This is a genomic window from Streptoverticillium olivoreticuli subsp. olivoreticuli (assembly GCF_003391135.1).
GTDB lineage: Bacteria > Actinomycetota > Actinomycetes > Streptomycetales > Streptomycetaceae > Streptomyces > Streptomyces blastmyceticus.
This window is the reverse complement of record NZ_CP031455.1, coordinates 2036971-2056823: the sequence shown is the minus strand read 5'-3', so window position 1 is coordinate 2056823 and position 19853 is coordinate 2036971. Positions and strand designations below refer to the sequence as shown.

Annotated in this window: 14 protein-coding genes and 3 pseudogenes; 10 read left to right on the top strand and 7 right to left on the bottom strand. The window is 71.2% G+C overall.

The annotated features are described in order from the left end of the window. Nucleotides 1–598 precede the first annotated feature (598 nt). Nucleotides 599–919, top strand: coding sequence for a hypothetical protein (locus DXZ73_RS08580; RefSeq protein WP_116210419.1), 321 nt, complete (start codon nucleotides 599–601; stop codon nucleotides 917–919). A gap of 40 nt (nucleotides 920–959) precedes the next feature. Here the strand turns inward: DXZ73_RS08580 and DXZ73_RS08575 are convergent, their stop codons facing one another. Continuing rightward, nucleotides 960–1502: a GNAT family N-acetyltransferase gene (locus DXZ73_RS08575; RefSeq protein ID WP_116210418.1), complete on the bottom strand. Its 543-nt coding sequence runs from the start codon at nucleotides 1500–1502 to the stop codon at nucleotides 960–962. Nucleotides 1503–1860: 358 nt separating this feature from the next. Here DXZ73_RS08575 and DXZ73_RS08570 point away from each other — a divergent pair, with 358 nt between their 5' ends. From DXZ73_RS08570 to DXZ73_RS08560, 3 genes and pseudogenes are all read left to right on the top strand, one after another. Next, a complete protein-coding gene (locus tag DXZ73_RS08570) occupies nucleotides 1861–4239 on the top strand; it encodes an FxsB family cyclophane-forming radical SAM/SPASM peptide maturase (RefSeq protein ID WP_116210417.1) in 2379 nt (792 codons plus the stop codon). A gap of 34 nt (nucleotides 4240–4273) precedes the next feature. Beyond that, nucleotides 4274–6358 carry an ATP-binding protein gene (locus DXZ73_RS08565; RefSeq protein ID WP_162890118.1) on the top strand — a complete coding sequence of 695 codons (2085 nt, stop codon included), beginning with the start codon at nucleotides 4274–4276 and terminating at the stop codon, nucleotides 6356–6358. Nucleotides 6359–7082: 724 nt separating this feature from the next. Continuing rightward, a pseudogene (locus DXZ73_RS08560) lies at nucleotides 7083–8018 on the top strand (NAD-dependent epimerase/dehydratase family protein). A 25-nt stretch (nucleotides 8019–8043) separates the two neighbouring features. Here the strand turns inward: DXZ73_RS08560 and DXZ73_RS08555 are convergent. Beyond that, complete coding sequence (locus tag DXZ73_RS08555) at nucleotides 8044–8967, bottom strand: LysR family transcriptional regulator (protein WP_116210415.1); 924 nt, start codon at nucleotides 8965–8967, stop codon at nucleotides 8044–8046. Between the two features lie 71 nt (nucleotides 8968–9038). Between DXZ73_RS08555 and DXZ73_RS08550 the strand changes: the two genes are divergently transcribed. Then, nucleotides 9039–9923 carry an SDR family NAD(P)-dependent oxidoreductase gene (locus DXZ73_RS08550; protein ID WP_116210414.1) on the top strand — a complete coding sequence of 295 codons (885 nt, stop codon included), beginning with the start codon at nucleotides 9039–9041 and terminating at the stop codon, nucleotides 9921–9923. Nucleotides 9924–9949: 26 nt separating this feature from the next. Then, on the top strand, nucleotides 9950–10882 hold the full coding sequence (locus DXZ73_RS08545; RefSeq protein WP_116210413.1) for an SDR family NAD(P)-dependent oxidoreductase: 933 nt from the start codon (nucleotides 9950–9952) through the stop codon (nucleotides 10880–10882). A 31-nt stretch (nucleotides 10883–10913) separates the two neighbouring features. Here the strand turns inward: DXZ73_RS08545 and DXZ73_RS08540 are convergent, their stop codons facing one another. After that, entirely contained in the window at nucleotides 10914–11657 is a 744-nt protein-coding gene (locus DXZ73_RS08540) for an SDR family oxidoreductase (RefSeq protein ID WP_116210412.1), read from the bottom strand. A 156-nt stretch (nucleotides 11658–11813) separates the two neighbouring features. Here DXZ73_RS08540 and DXZ73_RS08535 point away from each other — a divergent pair, with 156 nt between their 5' ends. Then, on the top strand, nucleotides 11814–12656 hold the full coding sequence (locus tag DXZ73_RS08535) for a helix-turn-helix domain-containing protein (RefSeq protein WP_116210411.1): 843 nt from the start codon (nucleotides 11814–11816) through the stop codon (nucleotides 12654–12656). Between the two features lie 34 nt (nucleotides 12657–12690). Here the strand turns inward: DXZ73_RS08535 and DXZ73_RS39380 are convergent. After that, nucleotides 12691–13107, bottom strand: a pseudogene (locus tag DXZ73_RS39380) (FAD:protein FMN transferase); the annotation flags it as partial. Between DXZ73_RS39380 and DXZ73_RS39375 the strand changes: the two are divergent. Beyond that, nucleotides 13107–13289: pseudogene (locus DXZ73_RS39375) on the top strand (ATP-binding protein); the annotation flags it as partial. The pseudogenes DXZ73_RS39380 and DXZ73_RS39375 sit on opposite strands and share 1 nt — an antisense overlap. Nucleotides 13290–13302: 13 nt before the next feature. Here DXZ73_RS39375 and DXZ73_RS08525 read toward each other — a convergent pair. From DXZ73_RS08525 to DXZ73_RS08520, 3 genes are all read right to left on the bottom strand, one after another. Next, entirely contained in the window at nucleotides 13303–14640 is a 1338-nt protein-coding gene (locus DXZ73_RS08525; protein WP_240351269.1) for a PP2C family protein-serine/threonine phosphatase, read from the bottom strand. Between the two features lie 50 nt (nucleotides 14641–14690). Then, nucleotides 14691–14816: a hypothetical protein gene (locus DXZ73_RS40060; protein WP_275898573.1), complete on the bottom strand. Its 126-nt coding sequence runs from the start codon at nucleotides 14814–14816 to the stop codon at nucleotides 14691–14693. 116 nt (nucleotides 14817–14932) lie between these two features. Beyond that, nucleotides 14933–16507 carry an AMP-binding protein gene (locus DXZ73_RS08520; RefSeq protein ID WP_116210409.1) on the bottom strand — a complete coding sequence of 525 codons (1575 nt, stop codon included), beginning with the start codon at nucleotides 16505–16507 and terminating at the stop codon, nucleotides 14933–14935. 105 nt (nucleotides 16508–16612) lie between these two features. On the opposite strand from DXZ73_RS08520, the gene DXZ73_RS08515 reads away from it, so the two are divergent. Next, a complete protein-coding gene (locus DXZ73_RS08515) occupies nucleotides 16613–17560 on the top strand; it encodes an oxygenase MpaB family protein (RefSeq protein WP_116210408.1) in 948 nt (315 codons plus the stop codon). Further along, nucleotides 17542–19788, top strand: coding sequence for a serine/threonine-protein kinase (locus tag DXZ73_RS08510; RefSeq protein WP_116210407.1), 2247 nt, complete (start codon nucleotides 17542–17544; stop codon nucleotides 19786–19788). The genes DXZ73_RS08515 and DXZ73_RS08510 overlap by 19 nt, the downstream gene beginning before the upstream one ends. Nucleotides 19789–19853: the final 65 nt, after the last annotated feature.

Here is a 19853-nt window from a genome sequence, read left to right as displayed (position 1 = left end):
TGCTGCTCGGCCCGAACTTTGGGACGGGGCACTCTTCGGCGTGCACTGTCCTCGAAGCTCAACTCCGGTACCTGACGGACGTCGTCCGCGACCTGGACACCCACGGTGGCACCACCCTGAACGTGCTCCTTGAGTCATAGACCAGTGTTCAGCGTCGAGGTACAGCGCGCCCTGCCGCGCACCGTCTACAACTCCGGCGGCTGCTCCAGCTACTACTTTGATCCGACCGGCCGTAGCACTTCAGCTGGTCATGGTTCACCGGCCATCTCCGTACTCGAATGCATGCCTTCGACGCCACTGCTCACACCATCGACGGCGCATCCCAGAGCTTCTGACGCCGCGCAACCCCGGCGTACTGCGTCTGGTTCGGCAAGCCCACTCGTTCGCCGGCCAACCACCGCAGAGCAGAGATAGGTCGGTCCGTCGGCGTGGCCTGCGGACAGTCCTGACTGTGTACCCAGTCGGCCGACTGGTGGCTCTTCCTCCGGCCGGGCGAAATCTGCGCGATGCAACGGGAGTTCGCGCGGACTGGACCCTATGGCTTCCGTCTGGCAACGGCCTCATGATGGACACGTCACCCTCACCGTGGAGGACTCGAATGGACCCTTTGTCCCTTGCCATCGCCGGAGCCCTCGCCGCCGGTGTCGCCACCGGTGTGGGTGAGTCTACCGGGGCAGCTCTGTCGGCCCTTGTCTGGAGGATCAGGGAGCGTTTCGCAAACCGTTCGAATGATCTGGAGTCCCAGGCGCAGCTCTCGGTGGCCCTCGACGAGGAGTTCACGCGCGACCCTGCGTTTCGGCAGGAGTGCCAGGTCCTATGGAACCAGGCAGCCAGCGAGGGTATCGCCAACTCGTTCCACGGTCAGGCCGAGAACGTTGTTCAGGCCCGTGACATTCATGGTGGGTTCACGATCCAATGAAGCGCTGCCCGTTGCTCCTCGGTGGGCAGCGGGGTTACTGCTACCGGACGTGGGGGAGCTCCATCTCTCTTGTGATGGCCCAGCGTTCGTGGTCGCACCAGACTCCGTCAATCTTGATGAAACCGGGTGAGACGCCCTCCTTCCGGAATCCGAGTTGTCGGACGAGTCTCAGCGAGGCGGTGTTGCCCGGCTGGATATCGGCTTCCACGCGATGGAGCCTCAACTGGTCGAAGGCATAGTGCACCGCGAGCGCGACGCCCGTGGACATGTAGCCCCGACCTGCGTAGGGCAGGAAAGCGGCGTAACCAAGCACGCCCCGTTGGTAGGGGCCTCGAACGATGCCGTTGATGTTGATCATTCCGACCAGGTCGGCCCGCTCCTTGAAGCAGACCACCATGCAGACGGCAGTTGCCTGATCGGATCTCGCCAGATAGGTCGAAAATTCACTCGACGTGCGAGGTGTTCCGACCCACGGGCGATGGAGATCGACGCTCATCCGAGCCAGTTCAATGAATCTTGCTTCGTCCTCTGCCGTGAGCAACCGGAGAGCGATCTGTGATCTCTGAGCCGGTTCGATATTCACCGGCTGAAGTGTACGCGACCTGGGAGCGGAAGTATCCGGAAGCCTGGGAAGGCGGAGGGAGTCGGTGCTATTCTGATACCGCTGGGGGAGGTCCGTGGACCTTGCGCGTGGATGATCGCCGCCTCTGCGCGTGCGCCCCTGTGGGCTCTGCGTGGGTGATTCCTTTCTCTGCGACGGAAAAGGTGACCATGAGCGATGTAAATCTCCCTGGACGTCCCCTCCCGGACATCGGAGAATTAACCCTGGCCGACCTGCGCTCCGATTCGGCTGCCACAGCTGCTGAATTCTGTGCGCTGATCTTGAACCCCAACATGCCCGGGCGGATGGCAGTCTTTAATTCTGAAATCGGAGGCGATGAGTGCCTCCCTACATCGACCAATTCGTCCTGAAGGTGCACGGCGGCTGCAACCTGGCCTGCGATCACTGCTACGTCTACGAGCACGCCGACCAGAGCTGGCGCGACAAGCCACGGACGATGAGTCCGGCAGTCGTGACGCAAGCGGCGATACGTATCGCGGAGCATGCCCGTATTCACCAGCTGCCTGTGGTGCGAATCAGTCTTCATGGTGGAGAGCCGCTCCTTCTCGGAACGAAACGCTTGCGTCAGATCGCCGCAACACTGCGAGATGTCGTGGGTGGTGAATTCGAGCTCAGTCTTCATGTGCAGACCAATGGCGTGATGCTCAATGAAAAATTCTGCACGCTGTTCGATGAATTCGGCATCCAGGTCGGTGTCTCGCTCGACGGTGACCGGACGGCCAACGACCGCCACCGTCGATATGCGAGTGGCCGCAGCAGTCATACAAGGGTGCTTCGGGCTCTCGAGCTGCTGAGGCGATCGGAGTTTCGTCATCTCTATGGCGGGATCTTGTGCACAGTAGATCTGGCGAACGACCCGATCTCGGTTTATAAAGCGTTACTGGAGGAGTCACCGCCCCGCGTGGACTTCCTGTTTCCGCAGGCGACATGGGAGAATCCGCCACCCCGGCACGGAGAATCACCGGCCCCCTATGCTGCCTGGCTGGGACGCATTCACTCCAACTGGCTTGCTGACGGCACACCTGTTCCGATCCGGCTGTTCGAGGCTCTGACGGCCGCATCCCGAGGCGAACCCAGCGGAAGTGAAGCTGTGGGGCTCCGACCAGTCACCCTCGCCGTGGTGGACACTGACGGCTCGTGGGAACAGGCCGATTCCTTGAAGACCGCTTATGCGGGTGCACCTGCCACCGGCATGTCCGTCTTCGGCCACAGCCTGGACAGCCTCATGTCCCATCCAGGCGTGGCCGCGCGGAACGAGCGCTATGCGGAGCTGTGCGAGACCTGCATGGCCTGCCCCGTGGTGCGAACCTGCGGTGGTGGTCTCTACGCCCATCGCTACAGCTCCGGGAGCGGCTTTGACAACCCGTCGGTGTACTGCGCCGACCTTCTGGTCCTGGCGGCACAGGTCCCGGCGGCGCAGGCCGGGCATGCAGCTGGTTCCCGCGCCGGTGCTCGGCAACGAGTCACCGATCACCTACCGGACGGCGCGTTCGACGCGTTCGCCGCAGGTGCGGGGACCGCAGAAGGTATCCATGCGCTTCAGGGCATGCAGGTCACACTGACGAAGACCCTGATAGCGGGCACGGCCGCACGGCCGGTCAGCCGATCGTCCCTGGGATCTGCGGCCTCCGACGGCTGGGATCTGCTGATCGAGTTGGAGAGCCGTCACCCGGCCGAAACTCGGGAAGTCCTGTGCCACCCCTTCGTGCAGGCGTGGGCGAACAGCTGTCGGCGTCCCGTCGGCGATGTGGAGGCCGAGCGGGACAGAGCGCACATCGCCGGCGTCGCGGCCGCCGTCGCCTGGCAGGTGGGCGTGAACGTGAGCCTGCCGTTGCCGGTGAGAGCCGGGCTGGTCCATCTGCCAGGCGTGGGCGCGCTACGGGTCCAGGGCGATGGGCCCATCGCGGTCGTGTCGCTTAACGGTGTCGGCCTGGCAGGGGGCGAACCGCTCATGATCAGATGGCTGACCGCAGTCTCGCTGCCCGTTGCTGTCGAGGACCTCGACCCGTATCGCGCCGACGACGACTTGCCTGCTCTCGGCCGCCTTTCCGCACCGGAATGGGATATCTGGCGTACCGCGCTGGTCGACGCGGGAATCGAACTCTCGCGGCTGGTCCCCGCCTACGCCGCGACGTTGAGGGCGGGACTGCGCGCGGTCGTCCCGCTCCGTGACGCGGTGACAGAGTACGGCGTCCGATACCACGCTTCGAGGCGCGCGTTCGGGGGCGTCGGCTTGGGGGCGAGAAGGGGGCCTGCCGGCAGTGCCGTTGCGGACCCAGCTGCTGCCCTGCTCTGCGAGTTCCAGCACACCAAGCTGGCTGCACTGCTGGACGCGTACGCATTTTTCACGGCGGCAGACGCCGCCCTGGTGTCCATACCGTGGTGGCGTGAACCGCTGCCGGTCCAGCAGGTGCTCCACGGTCTCTATGCCCAAGTGGCCCTCGTGGAGCTGTGGCGCGCGCGTTCGGTCGAGATCTCGCGCCCGGTGGCTTCGGAGGAGCACCGGGAAGCCACGGCAGCGTTCCGGCGGTACCTGAACTGGGCGGACATCACCGTGGATGCTCTGGCGGCCGAGGCGCCGATGGAACCGGCCGGTGTCCACTTCGTGGCCGGCCTGCGCGCCACCGTCGACCGGCTGGCCGCCGGTGCCCGCCCGGGCGCACGTCGCGTTCCGGCCGACGGAACAGGGACAGTCTGACACGTACAAGCAGCCAGACCCGGAGAGAAGGCACATGGTCGCAAACGGTAAAGCCAACGCCTTCGCCGGACAGGCCACGCATGTCGTGCAGGCCGCGAACATCTACGGAGGCTTGAACAGTGGGCAGCACGTGTTGCCGGTGCCGAGGCAGCTGCCTCGGGCCGCGACCCACTTCACGGCACGCACCGATGCCCTCGACAGGCTGGACGAGCTGGCCGCGGCTGAGAACGGCATCGCTACAATCTCGGGGCCGGCAGGGGTGGGCAAGAGCGCCCTCGCCGTTTACTGGGCGCATTCGCGCAAAGAGGTGTTCCCCGACGGTCAGCTGTACGTCAACCTCTGTGGTTACGACCAGCGGGCCCCGCTGCGGCCCGAGGACGTACTCCACGGTTTTCTCTATGCCTTAAACGCGCCGGCCGACCGGGTAGTGGGTGATCTGGACGCTGCGTCGGCGCTGTTTCGCTCCCTGATCGACGGGAAACGGCTGCTGGTCGTGGCAGACAACGCAAGCAGCGCAGACCAGGTACGGCCGCTGCTTCCGTCGTCGCCAGGCTGTTTCACGCTCGTTACGAGCAGGAACCGCTTGGGCAGTCTGACCGTGGTGGACGGAGCCACGCTGCTGCCCGTCAGGCCGCTCGACACCCCGGAGGCGGTTCAGCTGTTCCAGAGGCTCTCAGGTCACCAGGACACGCGGAGTGTCACTCAACTCGTGCTCCGCTGTGGTTGTATACCGCTCTTCGTCAGGATCACAGCTGAAAGGGCGAGTGCTGTCACGTATCTGAGCGGGTTGGTCGAAGATCTCACGCGCGACAGTGATCGACTCGAAGCACTTTCCACACTGGACGATGGAATGGATGCCCGCATGGTGCTCTCATGGTCTTACAGGGGACTGCCTTCATCGGCCGGCCGAGCTTTCCGGTTGCTTGCTCTCCACGCCGGTCCTGACTTCTCCATCACGGCAGCCGCCGCGTTGATCGACCGTCCCGAGAACGAGACCCGGCGCATCCTTGAGAAGCTGGGTGCCGTCAACATGCTCGAGGAAGTGGGAGGAGGGCGGTACCGGTACCACGACGTGCTGCGGGACTATGCCCGGGAGCGGGTGGTGGAGGAGGAGACGCCGTCGGTGAGACTGAGCGCGCTGCGCCGGGAGTTGTCGTACTACCTTCGGAGGGTGGACGCCTGCGACCGCATTCTGGCTCCCGAGCGACAGCATGTGCCGCTGGACCAGGGGATGGAACAGGGGCCGGCGCCATTCTCGGGTCCCGATGCCGCCCTTGCCTGGTGCGAATCCGAACTGCCGAGTCTCGTTGACGCTGTCGGACAGGCCGTCGAGCTCGGCTTCGACGATATTGCATGGAAGTTACCGGTGGCGCTGGTCTACTTCTTGCGTTTGCAGAGGCGCGACACGTACCGGTTCGAACTGTCCGCGATCGCGGTCGATGCGGCGCGCCGAGAGGGTGACCCGTGGGCCGAGGTCTGGAGTCTGATCTGTCTCGGAGGGGCGAGTTCCGACCTGGAGCGCCACGAGGATGCGCTCGGGCATTTCACCGAGGCGCTACGGATCAGCCGGGAGATTCAGGACCGCCGCTGGGAGGCTATCAGCATCTACAACCTGGCCTGGACATTGCGTCTGCTGGGACGGAACGCTGAAGGGTTGGAACGGCAGCGTCAGGCGCTGGTGATCCAGCAGGAGAGCGGTGACCGGCGCAGCGCGTCGATCACCTTGACCGAGATCGGTGCACTGGAACTCAATCTGGGCAGGCCCGACCGGGCGCACATCGAGTTCGAGCGGGCGCTCGCCGGAGCACGTGCGACGGCCGATCTGCCCACGGAGGGCAAGTCGTTGCACGGGCTCGGCGATGTGTGCCGCACAGCCGGCCGGACGAGCGAGGCGATCGAGTGGTACCGGCAGGCTGCCGACGTTCGTCAACGGGTCGGCGATCGCTTCGGACTGGCCTGCTCGCTCTTCGAATTGGGCAAGCAGCTCGCCACTGTCGGCCGACCGGCCGAGGCAGGCCGGACGCTGGCCCAAGCCGTTGTGATCCTCGACGACCTTAAGGACCCGCTCGTAGAAGATGTACGGCGCTGTCTCGCGGACAACGGGGGTGAGATGGACTGAGCATGGCATGTGCCCAGCCGGTTGGGCGCCCTTCTGATGGGGGCGGACGCGCGCGTTGCCGACGGGTGAGGACGTGTCCGTGAACGGGCCCGTGCGCGGTTGTCCCTCGCGGGGCGCGGCGCTATAGCTGGGCTGATGTACGGGGATCCGGGTCGGGGCGGTCGGTTGCGGCTGCGTGGGCGCCGCGTGCAGACCGCCTTTACCGAGCTTCTCTCCGAACCGGGCGACGGCTGACGTGGCGACACCAGCGGGTCGTGCATTACATATCGGCACTCACACTGAGAATCAGCCGAAATGCGGCTTGTGAGGTGGTGAAAGGTCGCATTGTGCAGAGCGCGTGCCTCGTCTTCGACGTGAGCGGTGGCCGACTGCTCGGTACCGGCGTATTCAAGGTCATCGTTGAGGCAGGTGTGGACGAACGCGACGAGCGCCTCGTGCTGCCACCGGTCCGGGTCGCAGGATCCAGTACCAGCCTCGGCTGGGGCGGAACGGGGCCTCGGCGAGGCGGTAGGTGAGCCAGCCAGTCCGGCCGCGTCGCAAGGTTCGCGCTCCGGGCGGCAGCGGGCGGTGGTAGCCGGCGCAGAAGTCTTCGTACTTGTTCATGCCATTGTCATGATTGCGCTGGCCCGCCGTCAGGGCTTGCCAGGTAAGTGGTGGGCACGGTGGCGGCGTACTTGCAAGCACCCGGCACGAGAGCAACACCCGCTCGCGCTAGTGTGCGTGCGTGAGTCTTTATGTCGTCGTGGGATTCGGGCCCGCCGGGGCGGCCACTGCTCGGTTGCTGGCCGGGAAGGGGCACTCGGTACGGGTCGTCACCAGGTCGGGCCGGAGCCCGGCATCGAGCACGTCGCGGCGGACGCGACCGACAGCGAGCGGCTGACCGAGGCGGCGCGGGGCGCGGCCGCGATCTTCAGCTGTGCCGCACCGCCCTACCACCGCTGGGCGAGCCAATGGCCGCCGCTGGCCTCGTCGGTCTGCGCGGCGGCCGAGGCGACCGGGGCCGTCCTGGTGATGCTGGGCAACCTCTACGGCTACGGTCCGGTGGACGGTCCCATGACCGAGTCGCTGCCGCTCGCGGCGACCGGCACCAAGGGACGGGCGCGCGCCGCCGTTTGGGAGCAGGCACGGAAACTGCACGAGCAGGGTCGTATCAAGGCGGTCGAGGTGCGGGCCTCGGACTTCTTCGGGCCCGGCGTGACCGATGGCGGACACCTGGCCGCGCGGGTCGTGCCACGGCTGCTGCGCGGCAAGCCGGTCTCCGTGCTTTGGGGATCCGGACGCCCCGCACAGCTGGAGCTATCTCCCCGATGTGGCCGGGGCCTTGGCCGAGGTCGCGGGCGAGGAGCGGGCCTGGGGACGGGCCTGGCACGTCCCGACGGGGCCCGCGCTGTCCACCCGGGAGATGATCGGCCGCCTTGCCGACCGGTCGCGAACGGGACCGGTCGCGGTGCGCGGGCTCTCGCCGGCCGTGCTGGGTGTCGTGTCGGTCTTCTCCCCGCTGATCCGCGAACTGAAGGAGATCCGCTATCAGTTCGACCGTCCGTTCGTAGTCGACTCAAGCGCTTACGAAGCCGAATTCGCGGTACGGGCCACCCCCGTCGACGAGCAGGTCGAGGCGACGGTGGACTGGTGGCGAGAGCGATCGGCCACCACGGGATGACATTCCGGGACGCCCGGTCGTAGGTCTACAGCGGGGCGTCCGCGTCGAGGGCCGCCGTGCGCAGGGCGTCCGCGACGAGGCCGGCCGCTTCGGTCAGTTGGGCCGGGAGGTGCGCCAGGAGCAGGCGGCGCTGCTCCTGCGGGCCGCCGCGCACGGGCAGGACGCGTACGCCCGGGGGCGCGGCGGGGACGAGTGAGGCGGGCACGGTGGTCAGGCCGCAGCCCGCGGCTACCAGGTGCAGTTTGGCCAGCCAGTCACGAGCGGTGTGAGCGATCTCCGGCCGCTCGTCGAGGCCGGGCCACACCCCCATCAGCTTGTCCTCGCCCGCGGAGGGACCGGCGATCCAGCACTGGCCCCGCAGGTCGGCGACGTCGACGAAGTCGCCGCGGGCGAGCGGATGGGCGGCCGGCACGGCGAGGCGCAGGCTGCGTTCGGTGAGGGTCCGCAGGGTCAGCGGGGGCGACTCGGTGTCCGGCGGGCGGAACGGCGGCGCGGTGGCCAGCAGCGCGAGGTCCACGCTGCCCGCCCGCAGCGCGCGGACCAGCGCGGGCGTGGTGCCCTCGCGGGTGGTGACGGTGATGGCGGGGTGGCTGCGGCGCAGGGCGGTGACGGCCCGGGGCAGCAGGGCGGCGCCCGCGCTGGGGATCCAGCCCACCCGTACGGTCCCGGCCTGGGCGGGCAGCCCCGCCAGCTCGCGGGCCGTGGCGTCGATCTGGTCGAGGACCGTCGTGGCCCGCCGCAGCACGAGGTGCCCGGCGGCGGTCAGCCGTACCCCCTCGCGGCGCCGCTCCAGCAGTTCCGCGCCCGCCGCCCGCTCGAGGGAGGCGATCTGCCGGGACACCGCGGACTGGGTGTAGCCCAGCGCGGTCGCCGCGGCGGTGAAGGTACCCCGCTCGGCCACCTCGCGGAAGACCCGCAGTGCGGTCAGTGAGACATCGCTGAAGTCCATGACTTCTACGCATACCAGATATGCGTAACTTTCGTTGGCCTCATGGGCGGGAGGTCCCTAGCGTGGATGCCATGACAGCTTCACGCATCGCTCTGGTCACCGGCGCCAACCAAGGACTGGGCCGCGCGCTCGTCGAGGGGCTCGCCGCCCGGATGGGCCCGGACGACCTCGTCCTGCTCACCGGCCGCAACGCCCGGCGGGTCGCGGAGGCCGCCGAGGACATCGCGTCGTCCGGCACGCGGGCCGGGGTCGAGGGCCGGGTCCTCGACGTCACCGACGCCGACGCCGTGGCCGCGACCGCCGCCGAACTCGCCGAGCGCCACGGCGGGGTGGACATCGTGATCTCCAACGCCGTCGCCCGCTTCATGCCCGACCGGTCGCAGGCGGAGCAGGCCGACGAGGCCATCGACGTCGCCAACGGCGGCACACACGCCGTCCTGCGCTCCTTCGGCCCGGTGCTGCGCCCCGGCGGACGGCTGATCGTCGTCGCCAGCTCCCTGGGCACCCTCGGTCACCTCGACCCCCGGCTCCACCCGCTGTTCGACGGCGCGTCCCTCGACCAGGTCGAGTACGCCGTCGAATCCTGGCGCAGCGCCGTCCACTCGCGGACGGCGGAGGAAGCGGGCTGGCCGCGCTGGCTGAACGTGCCGTCCAAGGTGGCCCAGGTCGCCGCCGTGCGGGCGGTCGCGGCCGAGCGGCGGGACGCCGACCTCGCCACGGGCACCCTGGTCGCCTCGGTCTGCCCCGGCATGGTCGACACCGCCACCTCGCGGCCCTGGTTCAGCGACTTCAGCCAGGCCCAGGCGCCGGCCGACGCCGCGCGCGCCGTGCTCGACCTGGTGCTCGCCGAAGAGGTCGACCCCGCGCTGTACGGCGAACTCGTGCGCTTCGGCAAGGTCCTGCCCTGGCACGACGGGACACCCCCCACCGAGCAGGACGAGCTGCTCACCCCATGACCGCCCCACTTACCGAGGAGTTCCCCATGAGCGCGCTCATCCGGACGCCGTTCGGCTTCGCCAGCACCGCCGGTGAGGTCGCCGCCGGCATCGACCTCACCGGCCGCCGCGCCGTCGTCACCGGCGCCTCGTCCGGCATCGGCGTCGAGACGGCGCGCGCCCTGGCCGGCACCGGCGCCGAGGTCACCCTCGCCGTCCGCGACACCGCCGCGGGCGAACGCGCGGCCAAGGACATCACCGGGTCGACCGGCAACCGGGCGCTGCGCGTCACGCGCCTGGACCTGGCCGACCCCGCCTCGGTCGCGCAGTTCACCGCCGCCTGGCGGGGCCCGCTGCACATCCTGGTGAACAACGCCGGTGTGATGGCCTGCCCCGAGCAACACACCCCACAGGGCCGGGAGTTGCAGTTCGCCACCAATCATCTCGGCCACTTCGCCCTGGCCACCGGCCTGCACTCCGCGCTGGCCGCCGACGGCGCGGCGCGGATCGTGGTGGTCAGCTCCACCGGCCACCAGTCCTCGCCGGTGGTCTTCGACGACGTCGACTTCGCCTTCCGCGCCTACGACCCGTGGCTCGCCTACGGCCAGTCCAAGACCGCCAACGTGCTCTTCGCCGTGGAGGCGACCCGCCGCTGGGCGGACGACGGCATCACCGCCAACGCCCTGATGCCCGGCGCCATCTACACCAACCTCCAGCGCCACACCGGCGGCCGGGGCAGCGGAAAGGTCCCCGCCGAACTCATCAAGACGACCGAGCAGGGTGCGGCCACGTCCGTCCTGCTCGCCACCTCACCGCTCCTCGAAGGCATCGGCGGACGCTACTTCGTCGACTGCAACGAGACGGAGACCGTCGACCGGCGCTCCGGCACCCTGGGCGGAGTGGCCCGCTACGCCCTCGACCCCGACAACGCGCGGCGCCTGTGGACCCTGTCCGAGGAACTGCTCGCGGGCGCGGCCTGAGGCAACGGCTCCGCTGGAGCGGGGGCCCGCGTCAGCCCTGGACCGTGGGCCTGATGACGATTTCGTTGACATCGACCTCCAGAGGCTGGCCGACCGCGTAGTCGATCGCTTCGCCGATGGCCGAGGCGGGGATGGCCATGCCCATCTGGCCCTGGACCGCCTCGCGTACCCCGGTGTCGCTGATGCCCTCGGTCAGCTCGCTTCGGGTGAAGCCGGGGCTGATCACGGTGACGCGCAGGTCGCGGCTCTCCTGCCGGAGCCCCTCCGAGATCGCGCGGACCGCGAACTTGGTGGCGCTGTAGACGGCCGCGGTGGGGTCGACGCGGTGTCCCGAGACGGAGGCCACGTTCACGATGTGCCCCGCACCCTGGTCGCGCATGAGGGGGAGGACCGCGGCGATGCCGTGCAGGACCCCGCGGATGTTGACGTCGATCATGCGGTTCCACTCGTCGACCTTCAGCGCGTCCAGCGTCGACAGCGGCATCACCCCCGCGTTGTTCACCAGGACGTCCACCCGCCCGTGCCGGTCGTGCGCCTCCCGGACGAAGGACCGCATGCTCTCCAGGCCGGTGACGTCCAGCTCGCGGTGGTCGGCCGCGCCGCCGGCGGCCCGGATGTCCGCGGCGACGGCGGCGACGCGATCGGCACGCCGGGCGCCGAGGACGACCCGGTGGCCGGAGGCGGCCAGGCGCCGGGCCGTGGCCTCGCCGATCCCGCTGCTCGCCCCCGTGACCAGGACGACCTTGCTGCGGGAGGTGGTGGGCGGGACGGTCATGGGAACCCCTTCGGTCGGGAGCCGGTGATCGCGGCGGTTTTCCGCCACGGACTTTCGAGCATGCGCCGGGCCCCGCCGATCAGGCAGGACGTGACTTCCTGGGTGCGCCACACCCAGGAAGAGGCGGCGTAGCCTTTTTCGCATGGGCGGCGACGAATGAGTGGTGACGAACTGGGCGACTTCCTGCGCGCGTGTCGCTCCCGGGTCGGCCCCGCGGACGTGGGCCTGGCGCCAGGTTCGGGCGCGCGCCGGGTCGCGGGGCTGCGGCGTGAGGAAGTGGCCGTGCTGGCCGGGGTCAGCGCCGACTACTACGCCCGCCTGGAGCAGGGCCGGGAGCGAAACCCCTCCAGCCAGGTGATCGACGCCATCGCCCGGGCCCTGCGCCTGGACGCCGAAGCCCACTGGCACGCGTACCGCCTCGCCGGTCTCGCGCCGAAGCAGACACCCCCGGCGCGGCCCGACCACGTCGACGCCGCGCTGTCGCGGCTGATGGACGCCTTCCCCACGGCCGTCGCCTACATCGTCAACCGCCGCCTGGAGATCCTCGCCTCGAACGCGCTGGCCGACGCCCTGCTCTCGCCCCTGGCCGACCCGCGCGGCATGATCCGCTCCCTCTTCCACGACCCCGCCGCCCGGGAACTCTTCGCCGACTGGCACACCGTCGCACGCGACTCGGTAGAGGCCCTGCGGCTGGCCGCCGGGCACGACCCGAAGGACCCCGGGATCACCGCGCTCGTCGCGGAACTCCTCGCGGGCAGCGAGGAGTTCGCGGCGCTGTGGCGCACCCACGGCGTCAGTGCCCTCGGCCGCCGCACCAAGGTCTTCCAGCACCCCGAAGCGGGCCGGATCGAGCTGACGTACCAGACCTTCGACGTGCAGAGCGCGCCCGGGCAGCAGCTCCTCGTCGGCATCGCCGAGCCGGGCGGCCCGGACGCCGCGGCCCTCGCCCTCCTCGCGAAGGAGACGGGGGATACGCCACCGTCGGGCTCTGCCGCGTGAGGCCGAGGGTGTCCCCACCCGACACCGGCCGGGGTCAGGCATCCGCGCCCGGAAACCCCGGTGTGCGGTCCGCGCGGCCGGTGGTGTCGATCGTGAGGGCCTCGTGGCCGTCGAGGGACGACACCCAGGCCAGGGCGGCCGCCGGGCCCATGGCGAACGCCGCCGTCGCGTAGGCGTCCGTCGTGGTGAGGCGCCGGCCCACCATGGTGACCGAGGCGCAGCCGGAGGCGGGCTCGCCGGTGTGCGGGTCGAGGATGTGCGGACCGCGTTCTGCGGTGCCCGAGGTGGCGACGGCCAGGTCGCGGCCCGTCACGACGGCGGCCACCGCGCCGGGGCGCAGCGGGTGCGCGATGCCCACCCGCCAGGGGACGCCCGGCGCCGCCTCCCCGCGCAACTGGAGGTCGCCGCCGCCGTTCACGCAGGTGTTGCGCGCCCCCGCCGCGTGGAGGAGAGGTGTTCGGGCGCTTCGTCCGCGCGGACCTCAGCCGTTCGCGGGCCGCGGGCCCCACCGGCCCGGGCCTGGCCATCGTGCGCGCCGTCGTCACCGCGCACGGCGGCACCGCCGAGGTGAGAAGCCGGCCGGGGCACACAGCCTTCCGCATCACCCTGCCCGGGCGGGAGGCCGCCGGCTGAACCGGCCCGGCGCTCAGCTCTCGTCGGGCGCGCGCAGGGCGAGTACGGCCATGTCGTCGTGTCCGTCGCCGGGCCGGGCGTCCGCGACGGCCCGGGCCAGCACTTCGAGAGGCTTTCCGGCATGCGCCGCGGCGACATCCGTGATGATGCGCAGGCCCTCGTCGAGGTCGCGGCCCGGGTGCTCGACCAGGCCGTCGGTGAACATCAGCACGGTGGCCCCCGGCGGCAGCGTGTACCGGTGGTCGCACCGCGCGAGCCCGGCGTCGACCCCGATCGGCACATCGGCCTCGGCGTCGAGGAGACGCGCGTCGCCGTCCGTGGTCACCACGAGCGGCGGAGGATGGCCCGCGCTGCTCCACAGCAGCGACCAACCGCCCTCGCACGGCGCGATGCGGGCCAGGCACACGGTGGCCATCGTCGGCTCCGTGACGGCCTCCAGGGTGCGGTCGAGGCGGCTCAGCAGCTCGCTGGGCAGCGCGTCGGAGTCGAAGGCCAGGGCGCGCAGCATGTTGCGGATCTGCGCCATCGTGGCGGCAGCCCGCACGTCGTGGCCGAGGACATCGCCGACGATCATCACGCGGGTGCCGTCGGGCAGTACGAGCGCGTCGTACCAGTCGCCGCCCAGCAGCGCCGGATCCGCGGCGGGCTGGTAGAAGGCCCAGGAGTCGAAGGGGGAGAGGTCGGGCAGGCTCGGCAGCAGCAGCCGCTGGAACTGCTCGGCACCCGCGCGGACCTGGCCGTACAGGCGGGCGTTGTCGATGGCGACACCCGCCGCGCCGGCCAGCGCGACCACCACGGCCTCGTCGGCGGCGTCGAAGGCGGCGCCGTCCTCGCGGTCGGTGAGGTAGAGATTGCCGTAGACCTTGCCGCGCACGGTGATGGCGACCCCGAGCAGCGAGCGCATCGGAGGGTGGCCCGGCGGGAACCGCGCCGCCTGCGGGTGCTCGGCGATCGCCTCGACGCGCAGCGGCTCCGGGTCGCTGATGAGCAGGCCCAGCAGCCCCCGGCCGTGCGGCAGCGCCACCCCCGCCAGCCGCTCCCGCTCCTCCTCGGTCAGGCCCACGGGGATGAACTCGGCGAGCTCCGTGCCGTCCTCGTCCAGGACGCCGAGGGCTCCGTAGCGGGCCCCGACGAGGTCCATGGCGGTGGTCACGATGCGACGCAGCACGACGGGGAGGTCCAGCTCCCCGCTGACCGCGAGTATCGCCCCCAGTAACCCGCGCATGCGCTCTTGCGTGCGGGCGAATTCGGCCAGCTGCTCACCGAGCCGGTCGAGGTCCGCGTCCAGGGCCGGCCGGCGGCCGGTGAGATCGTGGTGGGGATGTCCGTTGTCTGTCTCGCTTGTCGCCACCGCTCAGACACTAGTGAATCGGCAGCCGCGGGGTGGGCAATGACCGCATGTCAGCGCGGTGATCGCCGCATGGGCCAAGGCACGGCGCGGGCGTGCGCGGCCAGGACGTCGAGGAACGCGGTGGTCAGCGGGCCGGTGGCGGGACCGGGCCCGGTGGCGGCCTGTTCGGTGCGCACCGCCGCGCGTGGCCGGAATCCGGCGGCGGCACACGTACGGTCGAGGATCCGGTGCCATGACCGCCGCCGAGTCCAAGGACGGCCCCAACGCGCTGCTCCCGCCGCCCGGTTGACGGCTACGCGGTGCGGCCCGGTGTCGCGTACGTGGCCCGGAGCAGCTTCTTGTCCGGCTTCCCCACCGGGGTCAGCGGGATGGCCGCGCGCACGTGGACGGCGCTGGGCGCGTACATCGCACCCTTGCGCGCCGTGACGAACTCGCGGAGCGAGTCGGTGGTGACGCTCCGGCCCGGCGCGGGGACGACGGCCACGTGCACCTCCTCGCCGCCGTCGCGGCCCGGCGCGCCGAAGGCGGCGCAGGCGGCGACACCGGGGTGGGTGAGCAGCAGCTCCTCCAGTTCCGTCGGGTACACATGCCCGCCGACGACGATGATCATGTCCTTGAGGCGGTCGACCAAGTAGAGGAAGCCCTCGTCGTCCAGGTAACCGACGTCGCCCGTGCGGACCCAGCCGTCGCGCAGGACCTCGGCGGTGAGCTCCGGCTGCTGCCAGTAGCCGGTCATGGCCTGCGGGGAGCGGACGGTCACCTCGCCGGTGCGGCCCGGGGCCACGGGGTTCCCGTCCTCGTCGCGGACGGCGATCTCGACCCCGGGCGCGGGCCTGCCGACCGTGGCGTGCGTGGTCAGCCGGGCCGGGGTGTGCTCCTCGGGGGCCAGCTCGGTGATGTGCCCGGCCTCGGACTGGCCGTAGCCGCCGTACAGGACCGGACCGAACAGCTCCTTCGCCCGGAGCAGGCGCGCGGGGGAGGCGGGGCTGCCGCCATAGGTGATCCTGCGGAGGCTGGAGAGGTCGGTGGTGGCCGCGGCGGGGTGGTCGAGCAGCCGGTGGAGCAGCGGTGGCAGCAGCCACAGACAGGTGATCCGCTCGCGCTCGACGGCGGCGAGCACCTCGCCCGGGTCGAAGGCGCGGTGCAGGACGACCGACCCTCCGCACAGCAGGGTCGCGTCGGCGACCATCCCGGCGAAGTGGGCGAGCGTCGAGCAGGCCAGGAACCGGGGCGGGGAGCCCGCGTCGACGGCGATCCGGGCCAGGGCGTGGGGATAGGCGGCGAACGACAGGCGAATGCCCTTGGGGACGCCGGTGGTTCCTCCGGTGTGGCGGATGCACCAGTCGTCGTCGGGGCGCGCCGCGCCCGGCACGGGGTCCGCCGAGCGGCGTGCGGCGCACGCGAGGAGGTCGTCGCCGAGCGGGCTCGGGCCGAGGGCCAGCACCGTGGGAGGCCGCACGTGGGACAGGAGCTCGTCGGCGGCCTCCCGCGCCCGCGGCTCCACGATCAGCACGGCGGGCTCGACGCTCGCGGTGATCCCGGCCAGGGCGGCGGGGGCCATGCCCTCGTAGAGGGAGACGATCCGGGCGCCGAGCAGGTTCGCCGCGTACCGGGCGGCGAGGGCCTCGGGCCGGTTGCCCGAGAGCAGCGCCACCGTGCCGCCGCGCCGCACGCCGCGCGAGGCGAGCTCCCGCGCCATGCGGTGCACGCCGTCACGGAACGGACCGGCCGCCGTCTCCCGGCCGTCCGCCTCGGTGAGGACCACCCGCCGCGGGTCCTCCGAGAGGGCGTCGAGTATGGACTCGGCATAGCTCACGAACCGGCCCGGGGCGCCGACGGGCGCCTGCGCCGTGGGGCGACTGCTCATGGGAACTCCTCGTGGAACGGACAACGGCCTTGGTACCGCCGGGGATTGAGCGGCCTCGGCAGCACGTATCGTATGAGTCGCAGCCGACCACCGGAGGTGCGCCCCATGCCGCAAGCCGACCCCGGGCTCTTCGGACCCGCCTCGGTCACCTGGCAGCTGCACGGTGACCCGATGATGTGGATCGCGGGCGTCCGCGCGCTGTGGCTCCAGGCGCTGCACCCGCGCGCGGTCCGCGGCGTCACCCAGAACTCCGCTGCATTTAAAAAGGACGAGAGGGGCCGGCAGGACTCCTGGGGGCGGCTGCGGCGCACCGCGAACTTCGTGGGCACGACCATCTACGGCACCACGGAGGCCGCCGAGCGCGCGGGCGCGGCCGTCCGCGGCATCCACCGGCGGCTGTCCGCCGTCGACCCGGACACCGGCGAGCGCTATGGCGTCGACGACCCCGAACTGCTGCTGTGGGTGCACTGCGCCGAGGTCGACTCCTACCTCCAGGTCGTCCGCCGCTCCGGCGTGGCGCTCACCGCCGCCCAGGCCGACGCCTTCCTGGACGAGCACCGGGTCTCCGCCCGGCTCGTGGGCCTCGACCCCGCCGACGTCCCGGCCACGACACGGGCGATGGCGGCGTACTTCGAACGGGTGCGGCCCGGCCTCGCGCTCACCCCCGAGGCGCGACAGATCGACGACTTCCTGCGCCGGCCCCCGGTCCGCCCACCGCTGGGACCGGCGCGCGACCTGCTGTGGGGGAGGGTGGCCTCCCTCGCGTACGGGGCGCTGCCCGCCTACGCCCACGAGCTCTACGGGCGGCCCGCCCCGGCCGCCCCCGTCGTCACCCGCCGGCTGCGACTCGCCGGTACCGTCCTGCGCTCCGTCCCCTCCACCGTACGATGGCAACTCCCGCCCAAACACATCCTCCGGGCCGTCGGCAGGCTGGGCGCCGGTAGCCGCCCTTCCTCCTACAACCTGCAAAGACGGGCCGCCATACTGGTCGGGCCGGGGGAGGCACAGCGACGCGACGGGGGCGGCGGCGAGGGATGGCGGAATCCAGGCTGATCCAGGGCCGGTACCTGCTGCTCGAACGGATCGGGCGGGGCGGCATGGGCGAGGTGTGGCGGGCGCGCGACGAATCACTCGGCCGCCAGGTGGCCGTCAAGTGCCTCAAACCGATGGGACCCCAGCACGAGCAGTCGTATCTGCGGGTGCTGCGCGAGCGGTTCCGGCGCGAGGCGCGCGTCGCGGCGGGGCTCCAGCACCGCGGCATCACCGTCATCCATGACTTCGGCGAGTCCGACGGCGTGCTGTTCCTGGTCATGGAGCTGCTCGACGGCCGCAACCTCAGCGAGCTCCTGGAGGACAACAAGCAGCACCCCCTGCCCGTGCCCGAGGTGATCGGCATCGCCGAACAGGTCGCCGCGGCCCTCGCCTACACCCACCGGCAGGGCGTGGTGCACCGCGACCTCAAGCCCGCCAACATCATGCGGCTCACCGACGGCGCCGTGAAGATATGCGATTTCGGGATCGCCCGGCTCGGCCACGACATCGGCCTCTCCGCGCCGTCCTCCCGCCTCACGGGCACCGGCATCGCCATGGGCACCCCGCACTACATGTCGCCCGAACAGATCGGCGGCGGCCAGGTCGACCACCGCAGCGACCTCTACTCCCTGGGCTGTGTGCTCTACGAGATCGCCACCGGCGCCCCGCCCTTCGACATGGACGACGCCTGGGCCGTCCTCGTCGGCCACCGCGACACCCCGCCCACCCCGCTGCGGGAGGTTCGCCCCGAACTGCCCGGAACGTTCGAGGAGATCGTCCTCGACCTGCTCGCGAAGGATCCCGAAGCCCGTCCGCCCGACGCCGGTGTCCTCCATGAACGGCTGCTGGAGCTCGCCCTGTCCGGGCACGCCACGACGGTGCCCCGCACGCTCCCCGAGGCGCGGCCGCGCCCCCTGCGGGCCTCCGTCCGGCTGCCCGAACCGCCCCGGCTCCCGCACTGGGCCCGCAACATGACCACCGGCTCCAAGGCGACCGGGACCGGTCTCCTGCCCGCCCCGCCGTCCGGCCCCGTCGCCTCGCTCACCGGTGCCTGGACCGGCCCCGCCGCGCCGCGCCCCGAGGCCGCCCTGCCGCCGCCGTCCCCGGAGGTCCTCGCCGACCTCACGACGCGCCACCAGGAGGCGCTGCGGCTGGGCAGGCTGGGCCGCTGGGCCGAGTCGGGCGAGGCGCACCGCGAGGTCGCCGCCGAGCGCGAGCGCGTCCTCGGCGCCGACCACCCCGACACCCTCGCCAGCCGGTACGAGGCCGCGTTCACCCTCAGCAGGCAGGGCCGCCCCGCCGACGCCCTGCGTGAGTACGCCCGCGCCGCGGCCGGGCGCGAGCGCGTCCTCGGCCCCGACCACCCCGACACCCTCGCGGCCCGCCAGGAGACCGCCTATGTGCTCGGGCAGCTCGGCCGGCACGTCGAGGCCCACGAGGTCTACGCCGCCGTGCTCGCCGTCCGCGAGCGCACCATGGGCCCCGACCACCCCGACACCCTGCGCTGCCGCCACAACCTCGCCTTCAACCTGGGCCGGCTGGGGCGCCCGGAGGAGTCGTACGGCATGGCGCGCGAGGTCGCCGACGCCCGCGCCCGCGTCCTGGGCGCGAGCCACCCGGACACCCTCGTCACCCGCTACGAGGTCGGTTACGCCCTCGGTCAGCTGAACCGCTGGACCGACGCGCTGCGGACCTACCGCGAGGTGGCCGCCGCGCGGCAGCGGACACTCGGCGCCGACCACCCCGACACGCTCGCCGCCCGCTACGAGGCCGGGATCTGCCTCGGGCGGCTCGGCCGCAGCGCGGAGGCGCTCCGGCTCTTCCGCGACCTGGTGGACGAGCGCACCCAGGCCCAGGGCGAGGACCACCCCGACACCCTGCGGGCCCGGCACTGTCTCGGTGTCAACCTGGGCCGGCTCGGCCGCTGGGAGGAGGCCCTCGCCGAGGCGCGGGACGTGTGCGTGATCCGCGAGCGGGTGCTGGGCGCCGACCACCCCGAGACCCTCGTCAGCTGCCGCGAGATCGCGGTCGCCCTCGGTTGGCTCGGCCGCTGGACCGAGGCCCTCGCCCGCTACCGCGAGGTGGCCCAGGCCCGCCAGCGGGTGCTGGGCGCCGACCACCCCGACTCTATGACCAGCCGCAGCGACGAGGCCCACTGCCTGGAGCAGCTCGGCCGCTCCACCGAGGCCGTCGAGCTCCACCGCCAGGTCGCCGCGCTGCGCCGGACGCGGGCCACCCGGGGGAGATGACCTCCGTGAACTGACGTTGCGTCAGAAAACCTCTTCCCTCGCCCGGCCCGCTGCGGCATCCTGCC